This window comes from Mesorhizobium sp. P3_A2 (assembly GCF_056403115.1).
The window spans coordinates 81,267-98,575 of the sequence record NZ_JBFUGC010000009.1; the positions used below are offsets into that span (position 1 = coordinate 81,267).

Sequence of the window (17,309 nt, forward strand, 5' to 3'; positions counted from 1 at the left end):
CCTGGGAGCTCGAAAGGCGGCAGATGGGTCCGCAGCTTCATAGCTGCGGATGGCACAAGAATCCAGCCGCAGAAGGCCGAATTTAAATCGATTAGGTTGGTCCAGTCCCGCGAAACCGCCTTGAGCGGATCGCGAGACGGACCCTGATCTTACTTGCTATGCAGGCGGGCTTCAGCCGCCTTGGCCGCGGCTTCGGCGGTGATGCCGAAATGCGGGTAGAGTTGCTCGATGGTGCCGGAGGCGCCGAAGCCGTGCATGCCGACGAAGATGCCGTCGGAGCCGATCAGGTGATCCCAGCCCTGGCGGATGCCGGCCTCGATCGCCATCTTGATTGGCGCGTTACCGATGGTCTTCTTGCGGTAGGCGTCGCTCTGCTGGTCGAACAGTTCGAAGCAAGGCACCGAGACGACGCGGGTCGGATGACCGTGCTTTTCAAGCAGGTCGCGGGCGCCGAGAGCGACCTCGACCTCGGAGCCGGTGGCGAAGATCGTCACCGCGGCGTCACCACTGGCCGCGGCCAGTTCATAGGCGCCCTGGCTGCTCAGGTTCTTGGCCGAGTATTCGGTGCGCACAGTCGGCAGGTTCTGGCGGGTCAGCGCCAGGGTCGACGGCGTCTTTTCCGTCTCAATGGCGATCTGCCAGCATTCGGCCGTTTCCACCGCGTCGGCCGGACGGAAGACATTGTGGTTCGGGATGGCGCGCAGCGCCGCCAGATGCTCGACCGGCTGGTGGGTCGGGCCGTCTTCGCCGAGACCGATGGAATCATGGGTCATGACGAAGATCGAGCGAATGCCCATCAGCGACGCCAGCCGCATCGACGGGCGGGCATAGTCGGAGAAGCACATGAAGGTGCCGCCATAGGCGATGAGGCCGCCATGCAGCGTCAGGCCGTTTAGGGCGGCGGCCATGCCGTGCTCGCGTATGCCGTAGTGGACATAACGCTGGCCGTAATCGTCCGGCGTGATGTTCTTGGTCTGGCTGGTCTTGGTGTTGTTGGAGCCGGTGAGGTCGGCGGAGCCGCCGATGGTTTCGGGCACGGCGCCGTTGATGACTTCCAGCGCCATCTCCGACGATTTGCGGGTGGCGACCTTCGGCTTGTCGGCCGACAGCTTCTTCTTGTAGTCGGCGATGACGGCATCGAAGTTCGACGGCAGCTTGCCGGCGAGGCGGCGCTCGAACTCGGCCTTCAGCTCGGGCTTGGCCTTGGCCAGGCGGCCCTCCCAGTCGGTGCGCGGCTTGGCGCCGGCTTTGCCTGCGGTACGCCAGGCGTCGAGGATGTCGGCCGGAATCTCGAAGGGCGGCGAGTCCCAGTTGAAGAATTTGCGCGCGCCGGCAATTTCGTCGGCGCCGAGCGGCGAGCCATGCGCCTTGTTGGTGCCGGCCTTGGTCGGCGCGCCGAAGCCGATGGTCGTCTTACAAGCGATCATCGTCGGCTTGTCGGAATGGCGGGCGGCTTCAATGGCGTAGGCGATCGCTTCCGGATCGGTGCCGTCAATGTGGCTGGCGTTCCAGCCGGAGGCCTGGAAGCGGGCGACCTGGTCAGTGTTGTCGGCGAGCGAGACCGGGCCGTCGATCGAGATGTTGTTGTTGTCCCAGAAGATGATCAGCTTGTTGAGCTTGAGGTGGCCGGCAAGCGCGATGGCCTCCTGGGAGACGCCTTCCATCAGGCAGCCGTCACCAGCCAGAACGTAGGTGTAGTGGTCGACGAGGTCGTTGCCGAAGGCGGCGTTCATGATGCGCTCACCGAGCGCGAAGCCGACCGAATTGGCAAGACCCTGGCCGAGCGGGCCGGTCGTCGTCTCGATGCCGGTGGCGTGGCCGTATTCGGGATGGCCGGCGGTCTTCGAGCCGAGCTGGCGGAAATGCTTGATCTGGTCGATCGTCATGTCCTCGTAGCCCGTCAGGTGCAGCAGCGAATAGAGCAGCATCGAACCGTGGCCGGCCGACAGGATGAAGCGGTCGCGGTCGGGCCAATGGGGGTTCTTGGGATCATATTTCAGGAACTTCGTGAACAGCACGGTGGCGATGTCGGCGCAGCCCATGGGCAAGCCTGGATGGCCGGACTGGGCCTTTTCGACAGCGTCCATGGCGAGAAAACGGATCGCATTGGCCATCCGGTCATGTTGTTCACGCGACGTCATGGTACCTCCGGGGTGGGGATTTACGGGCTTGGCAGAGCCCTGGAAAGGGTGCGCGACACATAGCAGGCGCGGGCTTTTAGTCAACAAATCGGCTGCATATTTGCCGGTCTTGTGATGCCGGCGGCAGGCCAACATTAGTGTTAGCAGGGGACAGTCGCGAGAGCTTTGTTGACGTTGCCTTCACCCGGTGCCTAATGTTTCCGGTATAACGCGTTCTGAACGCGAGCGATTCGGTGATGGGCAGGGCACAGGACGAAGGCCATGACCGGGGAAACCACACTCAAGGAAGTCATCCACAGGCTGGGCAAGGCCATTGAGGGGCTGGAAAACGCCGTCGCGGCCAAGCTCGAGCACGAGCGCGACTATACCGAAGCCGAGGCTGAAGTGCAGCGCATGAACGCCGACCGTTCCCGGCTGGCGCAGGAACTCGACAATTCCGAAGCCCGCGCCGAAAGGCTGGAAGATGCCAACAAGGAAGTGTCGCGCCGCCTGGTGACCGCCATGGAAACCATCCGCGCGGTGCTGGACAGATAGGAGCTGCAGGCCATGGCACAGGTCACGGTTTCCATCGACGGCAAGCAGTACCGCATGGCTTGCGACGAGGGCCAGGAAGAGCATCTGATCGACCTGGCCGAACGCTTCGACCGTTATGTCTCGCATCTCAAGGATTCGTTCGGCGAGATCGGCGACCAGCGGCTGACGGTGATGGCCGGCATCATGGTGATGGACGAGCTGTCTGAGCTGCAGAAGCGCGTCAAGGGCATGGAGACCGAAGTGCAGACGCTGCGCAAGACGCGCGACGAAGCGCTGACCAAGGCCGACAAGAACGACACCGTGCTGACAAACGCGCTCGGCGCGCTCGCCCAGCGCATGGAAGACCTGGCTACGTCGCTGGCGGTCAACAAGGCCTGAGCGCAGGCTTTTCTCGCGGAAACGAAAGATTGTCGGGCCCAACGTTGGGTCCGTAGCACGAAAGTGCTCGTTCCGCCGCCGACAAGAGTTTCGTATTATCTCACAGCCGCAATTTATGCGCTAAGATGCGGCAATGCCGGAGCGTGGACGCCGCTTTGGTGCCGCTCCTAACGAAATCTGTTGCAGGGGAAATGTGCCATGAGCCTTCGTATCAACGACATCGCGCCCGACTTCACCGCCGAAACCACACAAGGGACGATCAATTTCCATGACTGGATCGGCGACGGCTGGGCGATCCTTTTCAGCCATCCGAAGAACTTCACCCCGGTGTGCACGACCGAGCTCGGCACGATGGCGGGTCTGGCGGGCGAGTTCAAAAAGCGCAACGTCAAGGTCATCGGCATCTCTGTCGACCCTGTTGCGAGCCACGACAAGTGGCAGGCCGACATCAAGACGGCGACCGGTCAGACGGTGAACTACCCGCTGATCGGCGACAAGGACCTCAAAGTGGCCAAGCTCTACGAGATGCTGCCGGCGGGGGCCGGCGAGACGTCTGAAGGCCGCACGCCGGCCGACAACGCCACGGTGCGCTCGGTCTATGTCATCGGGCCGGACAAGAAGATCAAGCTGGTGCTGACCTATCCGATGACCACCGGCCGCAACTTCGACGAGATCCTGCGCGCCGTCGATTCCATGCAGCTGACCGCCAAGCACCAGGTGGCGACACCGGCGAACTGGAAACAGGGCGAGGACGTCATCATCACGGCTGCCGTCTCCAACGAGGATGCGATCAAGCGCTTCGGCGCTTTTGACACGATCCTGCCCTATCTCAGGAAGACCAAACAGCCGTCCGCCTAGGTTTTCGCGACCCGGTCGTTTCGATTTTTGTCTTGTTTCTGGCAGGGTGTGCTTGACGGGTGCGCCTTGCTGGATGACCATGCTCCTGGTTCATTCTGGCAGGGAAAATCATTCCTGCTGGAGCGAGGGGCAGGGGGCCGGAAATTGGACGCAGCTTTGGCCAAGCCGCTGGTCAGCGGCTTCTACGACAAGCCAACCGGAGCCATACAGTATGTCGTCGCCGATCCGGCGACGAAGCGCTGCGCCATTATAGATCCGATCCTCGACTTCGACGAAAGGTCCGGCGCGACGGCGACGAAAAGCGCCGATGCCTTGCTGGATTTCATCCGGGCAAACGGACTGGAACTCGAATGGATCCTGGATACCCATCCGCATGCCGATCATTTCTCGGCGGCACGTTATCTTCATGAGAAGACCGGAGCGCCGACGGCGATCGGCGACAGGGTCGTCGAGGTCCAGAAACTGTGGAAGGCGATCTACAACTGGCCCGATTTTCCCGCCGACGGGTCGCAGTGGGACCGGCTGTTTGGCGAAGGCGAAACGTTCCTGATCGGCAGCCTTCCGGTCAAGGTGGTGTTCTCGCCGGGGCATACGCTCGCCTCGATCACCTATGTCATAGGTGACGCCGCCTTCATCCACGATACGCTGTTCATACCCGACAGCGGCACGGCGCGGGCCGATTTTCCCGGTGGCAGCGCGGCGCGGCTCTGGCGATCGATCCAGGATATCCTGGCGCTGCCGGACGACACGCGCGTATTCGTTGGCCACGACTACCAGGAAGGTGGCCGCGAGCCGCGTTGGGAAAGCACGGTGGCGGAGCAGAGGGAGAAGAATATCCACCTGGTTGCGGCGCACACCGAGGCCGAATTCGTCGCCTTGCGTGAGGGACGCGACAAGACACTGCCGATGCCGCGGCTGATCCTGCATGCGCTGCAGATCAACATGAATGGCGGACGGCTGCCGGAGCCGGAAGCCAATGGAAAGCGATATCTGAAATTTCCGCTGGATGGGCTTTGATAGCACGGTTAGTCCCTTCTCCCCGTCACTATACGGGGAGAAGGTGGCGGCAGCCGGGTGAGGGGCAGCGCCGACGTTTTTGTGATGATCACGCCGCCGGTTGCGGCGCCGGCAAACCCGCAATCTCTGCGCTGCCCCTCATTGTCCTGCCGGACATTTCTCCCCGTATAGTGACGGGGAGAAAGGGCTGTCGCGCCGGTTTCGCCAATCGCCAGCGGACACAAAAAAGGCGGCGCCGGTTTCCCGACGCCGCCTTTTTGTTCCTTGCCGGACCCGGCCTTAAGCCGCGGGCTGCGCCTCAATTGTGCGCAGGGCCTGCATCTGGCGCTTGGCAGCGGCTTTGACCGCGTCCTGCACCTTCTCGAAGGCGCGCACCTCGATCTGGCGCACGCGCTCGCGGCTGATGTCGAACTCGGCCGACAGCTCTTCCAAGGTCAGCGGCTCTTCGGCGAGGCGACGAGCCTCGAAGATGCGCCGTTCGCGATCGTTGAGCACAGCAAGAGCGCCCGACAGCATTCCGCGCCGGTTTTCCAGCTCGTCCTGCTCGATCAGCATGTCTTCCTGGCTTTCGTGGTCATCGACCAGCCAGTCCTGCCATTCGCCGGATTCGCCTTCGCTGGCGCGGATCGGCGCGTTGAGCGAGGCGTCGCCCGACAGGCGACGGTTCATCGACACGACTTCGGCTTCGGAGACGTTCAGCCTGGTGGCGATCTCGGTGATCTGTTCGGGCTTAAGGTCGCCATCGTCCAGCGCCTGGATCTTGCCCTTCACCTTGCGCAGGTTGAAGAACAGGCGTTTCTGATTGGCGGTCGTGCCCATCTTGACCAGGCTCCACGAACGCAGGATGTACTCCTGGATCGAGGCCTTGATCCACCACATGGCGTAGGTCGCGAGACGGAAGCCACGCTCGGGTTCGAATTTCTTGACGGCCTGCATCAGGCCGACATTGCCTTCCGAGATCACTTCGCCGATCGGCAGGCCGTAGCCGCGATAGCCCATGGCGATCTTGGCGACGAGCCGAAGGTGGCTGGTGACGAGCTTATGCGCAGCGGACGTGTCTTCATGCTCGGCGTAACGCTTGGCGAGCATGTACTCTTCCTGCGGCTGAAGCATGGGAAAGCGGCGGATTTCTTCCAGGTAACGGCTGAGGCCGCCTTCGCCGGAAACGATACTGGGTAATGACTGGGCCATGATAGCGCCCCCTCTCTATTGGAGTGATGCCCCCGAAACGCGGCGGGCATGTGACGCGAGCACCAAAAGGCTCGCCCGCGACAACCGATTTATATAGGAACAAAACCAGAAAAGACAGGCATTTGTTCAACACGAAACAGTGTGTCACGCCAAAGTGAACAATGCCGCTCAGGTTTTAGATGGCGGGTTCAGAGTTTGCGAAAACCGCCGACGAGTTCCTCCATGTCCCCCGGTATCGGCGCCTCGAACCTCATCGATAAATGGGTAGTCGGGTGACGAAATGCAAGGAGCCAGGCATGCAAAGCCTGGCGGGAAAATGCCTTGACCTGGCTTTTCAGCGGCTCGGGCAGCCGGTTGGCCTTGGTGCGGAAGGCCTGGCCGTAATCGGGGTCGCCAATGAGGGGATGGCCGATATGAGCCATGTGGACGCGTATCTGGTGGGTGCGGCCGGTTTCCAGCCGGCATTCGACCAGGCTGGCGGTGGCGAATTCCTGCTGGTCCTCGCCGAAACGCTCCTGCACGGTGAAATGGGTGATGGCGTGGCGGGCGTCGTCGCGGCCTTCCGGCACCACGGCGCGACGCACGCGGTCGGCGGCGCGGCCGAGCGGCGCGTCGACCGTTCCGGCCGGCCGGGGCGGGATGCCCCAGACCAACGCCAGATAAGCGCGTTCGAGGTCGCCGGTGCGGCCATGGTCGGCAAAGGCCTCCGACAGCGCCTTGTGGGCGCGGTCGGTCTTGGCCACCACCATGACGCCGCTGGTCTCCTTGTCAAGGCGATGGACGATGCCCGGGCGCCTGACACCGCCAATGCCTGAGAGACTGTCGCCGCAATGATGGATCAGGGCGTTGACCAGCGTGCCGGTCCAGTTGCCGGCGCCGGGATGGACGACGAGGCCGGCCGGCTTGTTGATGACGATCAGCTCGTCGTCCTCATAAAGCACGTCGAGCGCGATGGCCTCGCCTTGCGGCTCGGCCGGTTCGGGTTCGGGCATGACGACCGAGACGCGCTCGCCAGCGCTCATCTTGCGCTTGGTCTCGTCGACCGGTTTGCCGTCGATCGTGACGGCTCCCTGTTTAATCAGCATCTGCACGCGGCTGCGCGACATATCAGGGCCGAGGCTCGCCGCCAGCCACTGGTCGAGGCGCTGGCCGGCCGCTTCCGCGCCGGCTTCGAGCACGGTTGGCGCCGCCTCTATGAATTGTCTGGTCTCTTCGCTATGAGCGCTCATCGAAAAAAGTTCCGGAAGTTCTGCCATGGCCCGGCCCGTTGCCGACGAAGAAGAAAAGCCGCTCGATCCCGAGATCGAAAAGGTGCGCGGCAGGCTCATCCGCTTCATGGCCATCAATCTCGGCCTGCTTTTGCTGGCCCTTATGGTGGTGATCGCGGCCATTGTCTACAAATCGCGCAAAGCGCCGTCCACAACCCCGCCGCTCGCCAACGATATTCCAGTGCCGCCCGGCGAGCCGCTCGCGGCCGACATCGTTCTGCCGGTGGGAGCCAAGGTGATCAGCCAGGCGCTGTCGGGCAATCGCATCTCGATCGACGCCGAGCTTGCCGACGGCAGCCGCACCATCTTCGTCTACGACATCGGCGAGCGCCGCATCATCGGCCGCTTTGCAATCCGCAACAAATGAGCCTGCAGGCATGACCGGGTTTGCCAAGCATCGCCGGGTCGCGACCGTCACGCTCGTTGTCGGCAGTTACGATGAGGCGATCGCCTGGTATGTCGAACGGCTGGGCTTTCTGCTGACCGAAGACGTCGATCTTGGCGGTGGCAAGCGCTGGGTGACGGTGGCGCCGGCGAACGGGCAGGGCGCCAGGCTGCTTCTGGCTGAAGCTGACGGCGAGGCGCAAGAGAAGAGCATCGGCAACCAGACCGGCGGTCGCGTCTTCCTGTTCCTCGAAACCGACGATTTTGCCCGCGACCACAGAGCGATGCTGGAAAAGGGCGTCGGCTTCCGCGAAGCGCCGCGCTTCGAGCCTTACGGCACGGTGGCGGTTTTTGCCGATCTCTACGGCAATCTGTGGGACCTGATCGAGCCGAAAGGCTAGGTCCGCAAACCTACACTCCACAGAAGCGGTCCGGCCGCTCGAAGCCCAGTTGCTTTTTCCAAACCGTCAGCCTATATCGCCGGTTCTTGAACGCGCCCATCGTCTAGCGGTCAGGACACCGCCCTCTCACGGCGGGAACAGGGGTTCGATTCCCCTTGGGCGTACCAAGTAACGGCTCGGCCGTTTCTCCCCTCGACAATTTCAGGTAAGCAGTCCTGCGGATCGCGTTTGACCGCGGGGGTCGGCGGCATCAGCGAAACCCGGCTAGTCCGTATGCCCGATGCACCCAATTTAAGTCAGGCCGCGACGCGAGCGTCCGAGGGAGCAGCGCCGAGTTTGACAAAACAATCTCTGCGGAAGACGTTCCAGTCAATTGAAAGAAAGCCCGCTGCCGAACCTTGAGGGGTTAGACGGCAGCGGGCTCCGATCGTCCACGGAGGTCCGATCTACAGCGGAGGAGAAAGCCATTTCATTCCACTGCCCCATGCCAACATCGCTGCTTGCCCTAGGTTCCCGGCTCAAAGAAAAAAGCCCGCCGGCGCCAGCCAGATGAGCTTACGGAAAGACCCGCCGCTCCATTCACGGCAGCGGCGGGTCCAGACGATGCCTGGGGGTTGAGTGACCCGACGCAAACGAACGGTCGAGACGCTCAGATGTTCCGGCGGCTTCAATTTCCAAGGTGGGTCATTGGCACCTGGCCAAGGCGATGGGCCTAGCTGTCGGCCTAGGCGTCGGCATTGGGATGGCGATCGCCGCTCAGGGGTTAAAGGTACACGGCGTGAACTAAGCGGGCTAACGGAAGCCAGCCCAGGACGCGCGGCGTGGTATACCATCACTATCCGGGGAAGCATTGGATACGCAGCCGCTCAGCGCCATCAAAATCAACACCAAAAATAGTCGCATCTTTCCCTCCGAATTGGGGGCACTTAGCACGGATGTCATGCTGGTGACTGGCCGCCGACCGAAAGCGAGGCCCGTTCAGAAACTTATGGAGACCGACATTCCCCGGATGAACCCGGTTTCTGGCGACACAGTAGGCGTCATGGCCGCCCCAGGCAAGTTTGAGCGCGGTGCCCAGCGCGCGTTCTTGCCGGCCGCTCTCCTACACCGGCGAAGCGTCCCGCGCGTCCTGGCGCCCGTCTGTGGCCTGCAGGAAGCGCGCATTCGACCTTGCCCGGAATAGATCGACAGCGGCTTGTTTCTCCGCTTCGCGCGCCAGCCTATAGACCTCCGGCAACGGTTGCCAGTCGGCCGGCTTAAGCTTCATCGTCCATTTCTCTTGGCGATGTCCCCAATGCCAGATGCCGACGACTTCCGAGCCGTCGAACCATGTCGAGGACGTTCAGCTTGGGAAAATGCAGAACGCGCGCCGCCCACCAGACCTTTTCAATGTCGTAGTCGCCTGGACCCTTCGCCCATGGCGTCCAGCCTTTGCCGGGACGCTCGGTAAGCTCGGCATCGCGCATATTAGCAACCTCTTGACGAACCAGTTGGCCGCACCAGAATCTATGCATGGCGCGGGATATCAACATCGGTGACAAGGTGGCGATCTTCGCCACGGTAGGCAAACGCATCGAGGATCGCGTGATCCTGTACATCCTTACGGCCAACAATCCTATTCGATCGTCGATCCAAAGGCGAAGCCAGGCGACAGGATGAGATTCGAGGGCGATGTCGTCTTTGTCGACGAGGATCTGGGCCGTGTCACTGTCCAAGTGCTCGGCCGTGTCACGGTCGAAGCCAGTACGGTCGAGCTGGTGAGGAAGTTCCGACGGCCGAAGGGTACAGAGTCGCTACTCGACAAGCACTTATAGATGCCGCGAACTGGGAGCAACGATGCCCGAGCGGCGACTGAAATGGCAAAAGACCATTCAGATTGAACATGTTCGTCAACCGATGGGAGGACTTCGATGATCAATAGTATACGTGGTTTGATCCTTGGCTTGGCTGCCCTCGTGGTCACCTCGTCATTTGCGCAGGCAGCAGGCGACATCACCGCCGGCCGGAAAGTCATGGTGCAATGCCAAGCGTGCCACGGCAAGGATGGCCTAGGCAAAATGACTTACACGCCCAATATCGCCGGGCAGAAGTACGAATATCTCGTCCACGCTCTTATGGCTTACAAGGCCGGAGAGCGCAGGAGTCAAATGATGTCGGCGGTCACCAAGAACCTGAGCCAGGAAGACATCGCCAATGCTGCGGCTTACTATGCCGCGATCAAGATTACCGTCGAAGTTCCGCAGGAGTAGGCGCCGCTGCGCAGACAGTGCGTCTAAAACGGCCATGCCAGCGCCAGGACGACGCCAGCGGCGATGGTGAAGGCGAGGAACGGCATCATGCGGCGTCGTCCGGCTGTTTGCCGCCGGGAACGACCGTGAACATCGGCTTACTGCCCTCCAGGATGCTGACACCGATCGTGCCCGCGAATAGGTGCTGGAGGCGCGGCATCACCTGCTCGAGCTTCGGGTCCATCTGCCCGGTCATGCAGCATCCCCGACTAGCAGCTGGCCGTCGCCGTCGCGTTCGCCCGCGGGAACCAAAGCAGTCGACGGGTGTTGGTTTATCGAAGGGACCTCGAACCGGAAGGATTCGGAACGATGGTCGAAATCTATGACTTTGAAGCGGCGAAGGCCCGGCTGCGCGTGAAGCGTGCGGAGCGTTCGCTTGATCAAGCAAATCAGGCTTTGGACGACGATGCCGGCGTTTGTCTCAGCCTCGCGACGCTCTGTAGTCCAATCGGATCCGATCAGCTGCGCCTTAAGGATGATCCAAAGCGACGCCTGGTCACGCTCAATCGCCCGCCCAATTGAGGGGGTACGATGCTCCCGAACTTCCACATTGTGACCGCAAGGACCGGCAGCTTGTTTCGCGAAGCTAGGCTGGCGATGCTGACGCACCGTATGATTTTTCAAATGGATATGACCGAGGCTGCGGCCGACAAGGTCGAGGCCGCGCTGGCGGAATTGCTCGATGCGACTGCGGCCGAGCGACATTAGGCACGGCGCTCTGTGATGGATTACCTCAAATCGGTACTTCGGGAACTGCTGCCGGCCTGGCTGATGCGAAGATCGATCGACGTGGACGTGCGCCCCGTCGAGCAGCAGCCACCAATCCGCGAGCTTGTAGGAGCTGCGCCGCCGCGGCGGTATCGCGGTCCCGTCAGACCGGAATCCAACGATAATCGGGCACACGGCTCGCAAATGTAGCGGTGGCGAGATCATCAGCCGCCCCACGACGCTGGCGCGACATTGCGCCTTGGAACAAAAGTGCTGAGTGACCATTCCGAAAGTATGCGGCGCACGACAGCGCATCGGGAATAAGCTCTACCCCGACAGCGCACTATTGAGGAGCCGTCACCATGCCCAATTTGTTTGAACCGCTCAACTCGGACGGACACAAGCGCAGCGTGATTTACCATGCCGCCCGGTTGACGTTGCTCCACGATCGAATGATCAAGCGTTTCGAAAAGGTCGACGATGCGGCTGACAGAGTTCAGGCAGCGGCGGAAATGCTCGCAGATGTTGTTCGGCCCGCCGGAAGCACACAAACGCTCCGCATGTGATTCCGTCTCCGCGACGACGTGTGACAGGCTGTAGCCAACCGTGACGGAACTTACACAGCCGGGATATGTTTCACCTGCCTGTAGCTCAAACCAGCGCAGCGAGGTTGTCCCGTGATCCCGAACTTTGAGACGATTGCAGATGCCGAGGAGCAGATCCACTCCGCCGAACTCGCACTTCAGCGCACAGAAGAGATGCTGGCCGAAAACATCGCGCTCCGCCGCAAAATGCGGTGTCTGGTCGATGCCGCAGACCAGAAGATCGATCCCCCCAACAACCAAGGACGTCGCGCCGGCTGAACCAGGCCGGCGTCTCATTCGTCCCGGCCTTCCGGAAACCTGCGCCACCACTCGCGCTCGAGCACAGATGCCACCATGTCGACGGCCGGCGAGCGCGGCTCGTCATGCGGCCTGGTGCCTCGCCAAGAAATCGCTCTTCTGGCATGCGCTCGACGGCCTCGGCCAAGCACGCCAGCGATTGCTCAATCCAGACAGCGGCGGAACGGTAGGCCCTACAATCCGACACCATTTTCCCTTTCTGCACAGCTGCGCCCTTTCCGCCTTGAGGTATGGCCCTTGGCCTCCTTCACGCTCCGACGAGGGAGAGGACCGAAGTCCCGCGTACTCACTTTCCCTTCCCCTCCCGCAAGAGGGGACGCGTATTGTCCCTACGCGCTCCGCCAGCAGTTTTTTTCGGCGCTGCTACGTCGCTTGCTGGTCAGGTCGTCATCCCGATGACAGCGAAGCGCCGGTCGATACCGTTCCGGGGATTGCCCGGTCTCAAGGCTGCGGGGTGTAATGGGCACAACAGAGCCCGCATTTTTTTCTGGTTCCGCGTTTCGTCGAAGGCCGCGGCGAGGGTCGGCGGCATCAGCGAAACCCGGCTAGTCCGTATGCCCCGATGCACCCAATTTAAGTCAGGCCGCGACGCTTGAAAGCGTAGCAATCTCTGTTACTTGCGGTGCGGGATAGCATCTGCGGCAACGCGGATTTGGGTCGGGTAGAGCAGGTATGACCTCGGTGAGAATGACGTGCCCGCACTGCCACGGCAGCGGGAAGGTTTTCGATTGCTTGAAATGGTGTGAGTCGAAAGGGCACTGCTGCCCGCAAGGCACGCATCGAGCCGGCTGTCCGGGGCAGACCATGGCGTGCGCCGAATGCGCGGGTCTCGGCACACTGGCGGAAGCCGAGCTCAGAGCCGTCGCTTAGCCAAGGTTTTGCAACCTTACCCCCGGCTCTTTTTCACTGCCACGCAGCGGCGTCGCTTCTGGCGCGTCGGTGCCAATTGCACTAGCATCATTGTAGGACGCCGTTACGGCGCGCAGAACGCCGGGGAACGGATCGGGAAAAGCCGCCATGCATGCACATCCGCCGCGCGCATGGCGTGCGGCGATGCTATGATTTGGCAAGTTCTAAGCTCGCCCAAGAAGGCGAGGAGTCGGCGGGGAGGAGACCGATGCAGAAACTGCAATCGCAGGGCGTCCATCACATCACGCTGGTCGGCGCTGGCCGCCAGACGTCGATCGATTTCTGGGAGGGCGTGCTCGGCATGCCGTTCATCTTCGAGCAGCCGAATCTCGACAAGGCCAGCGAAAGCCATCTCTATTTCGATCCCGGCGACGGCAGGCTGATCACCATCTTCACCGATGAAAGCCGCACGCCGGTCCAGCGGCGCACGCCGACAGAGCCGGGCTGCGTCCACCACATCGCCTTTGCCGTGTCGCGCGTCACCTTCCTGCAGGCGGTCGCCCGGCTCGACGAGCGCGCCATCAAGCACAGCGGCGTCAAGGATCGCGGCTTCATGGACTCGATCTATTTCGAGGATCCGCTCGGCCTTTTGATCGAGCTCGCGTCCTACCGCTTCGAGCCGCCGGCGGGCTTCACCCATGCCGACGTCTTGATGCAGGCACACAAGCTGCGCGTCGCGCGCGGCGACTACGCAATAGCCGAAGTGCATCTCGCCGACGCGATCCAGACGCTGGTCGAATGGTCACGCGCGACCTTGTCGGACGACCGGACGCCCAAGAATCCATACTGACGACCAACAAAAAGGGGAGAACCACGATGGCAAAGACTGCAAAGAGCCCTGGGAAATCTGCGGCCAAGGCCGTGCCGAAAACCGCCGCCAAGCCGGCAGCAAAAGCGGCTGCCAAGCCTGCGGCGAAGGCATCCGCAAAGCCGGCTGCGAAAGCCGCGGCGAAGCCGGCCGCCAAGAAGTCCGCACCGAAGACGGCCAAGGCTGCGAAGAAGCCGGCATTGAAGATCAGCATGCTGAAGCCGAGCGTCAACAACATGACGGTCCGTGTGTTTGCGCGTGCGGCCGGGTTCGACCCCGCCGAGACCGACGCCTGGGGCCACACGCGTTCGCCCGAATATATGGCGCGCAATCCGGCGCATCTGACACCGATGATCGAGGACAAGGGTCTCCCCAGAGGCGTGCTCTGGGAAAGCTGCGCCATCATGCAGTATCTCGCCAACAAGCACGGGTTGGAGAAATTCTACCCGAAGGCGCCGGCCAAGCGGGCGATGGTCGACAGCGCCATGTTCTACCTCATCGGCACGCTCTACCCCTATGTCGCGCGCGCCACCTATCCGGCACTCAACTTCCCGCAGTATGCCGGCGAAGTCGGCCACAGCGACGCCCATCCGGACAAGAAATCCGAAGCGCAGAAGGCTGCGATGGCGGCGATTGCCGAGCCGCTGGAAGTGTTCCACTCCTTCTTCAGGGACGGCAAGCCGTTCATCGGCGGCAAGCACCCGTCGATCGCCGATATCCGCCTGGCATCGACGCTCGAGTTCCTGGCCGTCATCGACTACCCGCTGCCCAAATGGGCGAAGGAGTACATGGCGGCGATCGAGAAGAAACTGGGCAAAGCCTATGCCGAGCCGGCCGGCGATGTCAGAGGCTATATCGCCTATGTGAAATCACAGGCCAGCGCGCAAAGCTAAGGATTCGTTAACCAAAGACCTGTCTATTGAGGGCAATCCACCCCGCGACCACGGATGTACTGGCGCCGAAGTGGAAGGAAAGGTCGGCGCAATGCCGGCCTTTTTGCTTTTCGCCGATGCACTGTCAGGCGCGCCTCCGCGCTCTGCCATAAAGTCTGACATCAGGCATATTGCCATTGCTGGCGTCGACCCTACCATCATCCTTGGCGGCCGAGATACGAGGAGCTTTGCGATGAAGGGCGTGGCGAGATTGTTTGCGATTGCCGGTGTTGTGTTGGCCGGAGGCTACCCGTCAAATGCCGCGCCGCTCGACACCATGAGCGACGTCGGCGATGCGATCCAGGCGTGCTGGACGCCGCCGGCGGATGCTGGAAATGCCAGCGTCACCTTGAGCTTCAGCTTCAAACGCGACGGCACGCTGATCGGTCCGCCGCGGCCGACGGCGATCAAGGTCGATGGCGACGCCAATGCCAAGAAAGCGTTTGTCGACGCCGCGACCACGGCTTTACAGAAATGTCTTCCCCTGAGCTTTTCGCCCAAGCTTGCACAAGGCGTCGCTGGCAATGTCTTCACCATGCAGTTCGCCTCGCCCAAGCAATAGGAGAGCGGTAGAGCGTTTCACCGTTTCACAGAAACGGCGACCCGCTCTCTCGTTGTTTTGACGCAATTCCGGACGAAAAACCGCTCACACTTTTCCTGGAATTGCTCTGATCAGTTGTGCCGGCGCCTGATGTCGACATGCCGCTGCAGGTCGGGTGTCTCGAAGACGTAGTCGGCCCAGGCGGATTCGGGAATCTGCCCGGCCAGATAGCATTCCAAAAGCAGGCTCTGTTCGGGATCGAGCGCTCTCGGCGCCCGCTCATGGTCCAGCCCCAGCGAATGGAACAGGTTCCTGGTCAGGCCAGAGACAGTGAAGTGAATAGACATCTTCGGTCTCCTTTGCCCGATACAACGCGAGACAGCGGAGAAAGGTTTCAACCGCAAGGGCCGATAAAGCGGGATTGATCATGGCGACGCCCAGCCATCGTCGATGCCTGGCTTCGTCTCAATCTTGAAACAAAAGTGTAATAGCGAATTTACAAGAGACGGCCTAATACACTTGGTGTAAATACCTGGCTGTTGCTGGTTTCTTCTGAATTAGACTTGCCTCATATACTGAGGCTCAATCGGCTGGAGCGGCTATCGGCTCCACAGGGTACAAGGACCAGAGGCCGATGATGCGTTTGTGGCCAGTCGTGATCTTTGCACTGGTGATGACGGCGACCGTCCTCGGAAGCTCGGCTGCCCTTGCCGATGCTTGCGCCGCACTCAGGGGCCAGATGGCGTCGTCCGGCCGCGGCGGCGGGATCAGCCCCGAGCTTGCGCAGCTGCGCCGCCAGCTTGCGGCGATCCAGGGCCTGGAGAGGCAACGCCGCTGCACGGCGCAAAGTGCGATGGGCGGCTTCTTCAACGCTTGCGCCGACCTCGCCAAAAGCCGCACCCAGGTGCAACGCCAGATCGCCGGCGCCGCGATTTCGGGCCGGGATACGTCCGGGCTGCAGGCCAGGCTCGTCGCGCTCGGCTGCGCGCCGGCCGCCAGGCAACAGAAACAGCGTCCGGCGGGCACCATGATCGGCAGCAATTCTATGCTGTTTTGTGTTCGCCTGTCCGACGGCTATTTCTTCCCGGCGCCGAAGTCGCAGTTCGTGCAAGGCGACGATGTCAAGGAGATGGTCGATCAGTGCCGCTACATCTGCGACGATGCCGGCGTCGACCTGTACACGCTGGGCGACCCAAGCCTTGAAACCGAAGAGATGGTCGCGCTCGATACGCGCAAACCCTACAAGGATCTGCCGGCGGCCTTCAAATACCGCGACGACGCGACTTTCAAAGCCTGTGACGTCAAGCGCTACTCCAGGCGTGTCGCCGAGCTGAGAGCGCGCACGGTAACCCCGGCCAATATGAGCAACACCATCATTCCCCTGCCGTCGGCAAAGCCGGATCTCGTGACCGTTGCGCAAATCCCCCAGACCGGCGCCGATGTCCCAGACGCCACGGGCGCTGCCCAGCAGCAGTCGGTCGAAGCTTTGGCCGGCTCGCGGCCGGTCAGGATGGTCGGGCCGGCTTTCTTCCCGGCGGACTGAGCCGCGCGGCGCCGAAATACCCTGTTTTATCCATGTCTTGATCCCAAAACCGCGGGCCGCTCTTGGGCGACATGCATCAGGCTATTCGCAGACCATCTTGTAGCGTTTGCCGGGTTGGCTGACATTCTTGCAGGTGAGCGGGTTGGCCGGTTCGGAAGTCATCGCGGGCGGGCTGGACCTGACGTGCCGTCTCGGCGGAGCCGATGTCCTCTGTCGGCGCGCCGTCGGCCGGTACGGCTCCTGCGGCGGCGGCGTCGGAAACACGCCAGCTGCCGCCTGCATCTTGCTGGCCTCGGTCAGCGACGGATCGCGATCCCAGACCCGCCTGATATCGAGCGGCCTCGGGATCACAACCGTGCCGTCATAGCTGCGCGCGCAGCCGCTGCTGGCAAGCAGCGCCACGCCCAGGAAACAAGGCACGATCCAACCAGTCATCCGCAATACCCCTGCCAACTTATAGCCCGGCCGGGGTTCCGCCGACAACCGGCGGAATACCGCAGGGCAAT

Annotated in this window: 23 protein-coding genes and 1 tRNA gene; 16 read left to right on the forward strand and 8 right to left on the reverse strand. The window is 62.0% G+C overall.

The window, feature by feature from the left end; translation table 11 throughout:
- Positions 1-149: 149 nt before the first annotated feature.
- Complete coding sequence (tkt, locus tag AC1DXM_RS20945) at positions 150-2,141, reverse strand: transketolase (protein ID WP_477235785.1); 1,992 nt, start codon at positions 2,139-2,141, stop codon at positions 150-152.
- Positions 2,142-2,402: 261 nt separating this feature from the next.
- Here tkt and AC1DXM_RS20950 point away from each other — a divergent pair, with 261 nt between their 5' ends.
- The 4 genes from AC1DXM_RS20950 (at position 2,403) to AC1DXM_RS20965 (ending at position 4,928) form a co-directional block, all read left to right on the forward strand.
- Entirely contained in the window at positions 2,403-2,675 is a 273-nt protein-coding gene (locus AC1DXM_RS20950; RefSeq protein WP_477235786.1) for a DUF4164 domain-containing protein, read from the forward strand.
- Between the two features lie 12 nt (positions 2,676-2,687).
- Positions 2,688-3,053, forward strand: a complete 366-nt coding sequence (locus AC1DXM_RS20955) for a cell division protein ZapA (protein WP_477235787.1) — start codon at positions 2,688-2,690, stop codon at positions 3,051-3,053.
- A 198-nt stretch (positions 3,054-3,251) separates the two neighbouring features.
- The gene (locus AC1DXM_RS20960) at positions 3,252-3,911 is read left to right on the forward strand and encodes a peroxiredoxin (protein WP_352556588.1); all 660 of its coding nucleotides are present in this window, start codon (positions 3,252-3,254) and stop codon (positions 3,909-3,911) included.
- A 144-nt stretch (positions 3,912-4,055) separates the two neighbouring features.
- Complete coding sequence (locus tag AC1DXM_RS20965) at positions 4,056-4,928, forward strand: MBL fold metallo-hydrolase (protein ID WP_477235788.1); 873 nt, start codon at positions 4,056-4,058, stop codon at positions 4,926-4,928.
- 279 nt (positions 4,929-5,207) lie between these two features.
- Here the strand turns inward: AC1DXM_RS20965 and rpoH are convergent, their stop codons facing one another.
- Together rpoH and AC1DXM_RS20975 are read right to left on the reverse strand one after the other, a co-directional pair.
- Positions 5,208-6,119: an RNA polymerase sigma factor RpoH gene (gene rpoH, locus AC1DXM_RS20970; protein WP_477235789.1), complete on the reverse strand. Its 912-nt coding sequence runs from the start codon at positions 6,117-6,119 to the stop codon at positions 5,208-5,210.
- 188 nt (positions 6,120-6,307) lie between these two features.
- A complete protein-coding gene (locus AC1DXM_RS20975; RefSeq protein ID WP_477235790.1) occupies positions 6,308-7,348 on the reverse strand; it encodes an RluA family pseudouridine synthase in 1,041 nt (346 codons plus the stop codon).
- Between the two features lie 25 nt (positions 7,349-7,373).
- Between AC1DXM_RS20975 and AC1DXM_RS20980 the strand changes: the two genes are divergently transcribed.
- From AC1DXM_RS20980 to AC1DXM_RS20990, 3 genes are all read left to right on the forward strand, one after another.
- Positions 7,374-7,754 (forward strand): fimbrial protein, encoded by a 381-nt coding sequence (locus AC1DXM_RS20980; RefSeq protein WP_477235791.1) that lies wholly within the window; start codon positions 7,374-7,376, stop codon positions 7,752-7,754.
- Between the two features lie 10 nt (positions 7,755-7,764).
- On the forward strand, positions 7,765-8,172 hold the full coding sequence (locus tag AC1DXM_RS20985; RefSeq protein WP_477235792.1) for a VOC family protein: 408 nt from the start codon (positions 7,765-7,767) through the stop codon (positions 8,170-8,172).
- Between the two features lie 92 nt (positions 8,173-8,264).
- Positions 8,265-8,339, forward strand: a tRNA-Glu gene (locus tag AC1DXM_RS20990).
- 1,089 nt (positions 8,340-9,428) lie between these two features.
- Here AC1DXM_RS20990 and AC1DXM_RS20995 read toward each other — a convergent pair.
- Entirely contained in the window at positions 9,429-9,887 is a 459-nt protein-coding gene (locus AC1DXM_RS20995) for a hypothetical protein (RefSeq protein ID WP_477235793.1), read from the reverse strand.
- A gap of 195 nt (positions 9,888-10,082) precedes the next feature.
- On the opposite strand from AC1DXM_RS20995, the gene AC1DXM_RS21000 reads away from it, so the two are divergent.
- The gene (locus AC1DXM_RS21000; protein WP_477235794.1) at positions 10,083-10,421 is read left to right on the forward strand and encodes a c-type cytochrome; all 339 of its coding nucleotides are present in this window, start codon (positions 10,083-10,085) and stop codon (positions 10,419-10,421) included.
- Positions 10,422-10,506: 85 nt separating this feature from the next.
- Here AC1DXM_RS21000 and AC1DXM_RS21005 read toward each other — a convergent pair whose 3' ends face one another.
- Positions 10,507-10,656, reverse strand: a complete 150-nt coding sequence (locus AC1DXM_RS21005; RefSeq protein ID WP_477235795.1) for a hypothetical protein — start codon at positions 10,654-10,656, stop codon at positions 10,507-10,509.
- Between the two features lie 113 nt (positions 10,657-10,769).
- On the opposite strand from AC1DXM_RS21005, the gene AC1DXM_RS21010 reads away from it, so the two are divergent.
- The 4 genes from AC1DXM_RS21010 (at position 10,770) to AC1DXM_RS21025 (ending at position 12,031) form a co-directional block, all read left to right on the forward strand.
- On the forward strand, positions 10,770-10,982 hold the full coding sequence (locus tag AC1DXM_RS21010; RefSeq protein WP_477235796.1) for a hypothetical protein: 213 nt from the start codon (positions 10,770-10,772) through the stop codon (positions 10,980-10,982).
- Between the two features lie 51 nt (positions 10,983-11,033).
- The gene (locus AC1DXM_RS21015) at positions 11,034-11,168 is read left to right on the forward strand and encodes a hypothetical protein (RefSeq protein ID WP_477235797.1); all 135 of its coding nucleotides are present in this window, start codon (positions 11,034-11,036) and stop codon (positions 11,166-11,168) included.
- Between the two features lie 362 nt (positions 11,169-11,530).
- Positions 11,531-11,734, forward strand: coding sequence for a hypothetical protein (locus tag AC1DXM_RS21020; protein WP_477235798.1), 204 nt, complete (start codon positions 11,531-11,533; stop codon positions 11,732-11,734).
- Positions 11,735-11,845: 111 nt separating this feature from the next.
- On the forward strand, positions 11,846-12,031 hold the full coding sequence (locus AC1DXM_RS21025; RefSeq protein WP_477235799.1) for a hypothetical protein: 186 nt from the start codon (positions 11,846-11,848) through the stop codon (positions 12,029-12,031).
- 905 nt (positions 12,032-12,936) lie between these two features.
- On the opposite strand, the gene AC1DXM_RS21030 is transcribed toward AC1DXM_RS21025, so the two are convergent.
- Positions 12,937-13,089 (reverse strand): hypothetical protein, encoded by a 153-nt coding sequence (locus AC1DXM_RS21030; protein WP_477235800.1) that lies wholly within the window; start codon positions 13,087-13,089, stop codon positions 12,937-12,939.
- Between the two features lie 98 nt (positions 13,090-13,187).
- On the opposite strand from AC1DXM_RS21030, the gene AC1DXM_RS21035 reads away from it, so the two are divergent.
- From AC1DXM_RS21035 to AC1DXM_RS21045, 3 genes are all read left to right on the forward strand, one after another.
- Positions 13,188-13,769: a VOC family protein gene (locus AC1DXM_RS21035; RefSeq protein ID WP_477235801.1), complete on the forward strand. Its 582-nt coding sequence runs from the start codon at positions 13,188-13,190 to the stop codon at positions 13,767-13,769.
- Positions 13,770-13,795: 26 nt separating this feature from the next.
- Positions 13,796-14,680, forward strand: a complete 885-nt coding sequence (locus tag AC1DXM_RS21040) for a glutathione S-transferase family protein (RefSeq protein WP_477235802.1) — start codon at positions 13,796-13,798, stop codon at positions 14,678-14,680.
- A 232-nt stretch (positions 14,681-14,912) separates the two neighbouring features.
- Positions 14,913-15,281 (forward strand): hypothetical protein, encoded by a 369-nt coding sequence (locus AC1DXM_RS21045; RefSeq protein WP_477235803.1) that lies wholly within the window; start codon positions 14,913-14,915, stop codon positions 15,279-15,281.
- A 110-nt stretch (positions 15,282-15,391) separates the two neighbouring features.
- Here AC1DXM_RS21045 and AC1DXM_RS21050 read toward each other — a convergent pair whose 3' ends face one another.
- Positions 15,392-15,607, reverse strand: a complete 216-nt coding sequence (locus tag AC1DXM_RS21050; protein WP_142869957.1) for a hypothetical protein — start codon at positions 15,605-15,607, stop codon at positions 15,392-15,394.
- A 290-nt stretch (positions 15,608-15,897) separates the two neighbouring features.
- Between AC1DXM_RS21050 and AC1DXM_RS21055 the strand changes: the two genes are divergently transcribed.
- On the forward strand, positions 15,898-16,803 hold the full coding sequence (locus tag AC1DXM_RS21055; RefSeq protein ID WP_477235805.1) for a DUF2865 domain-containing protein: 906 nt from the start codon (positions 15,898-15,900) through the stop codon (positions 16,801-16,803).
- Between the two features lie 81 nt (positions 16,804-16,884).
- On the opposite strand, the gene AC1DXM_RS21060 is transcribed toward AC1DXM_RS21055, so the two are convergent.
- Positions 16,885-17,238 (reverse strand): hypothetical protein, encoded by a 354-nt coding sequence (locus AC1DXM_RS21060; protein ID WP_477235807.1) that lies wholly within the window; start codon positions 17,236-17,238, stop codon positions 16,885-16,887.
- Positions 17,239-17,309 lie beyond the last annotated feature (71 nt).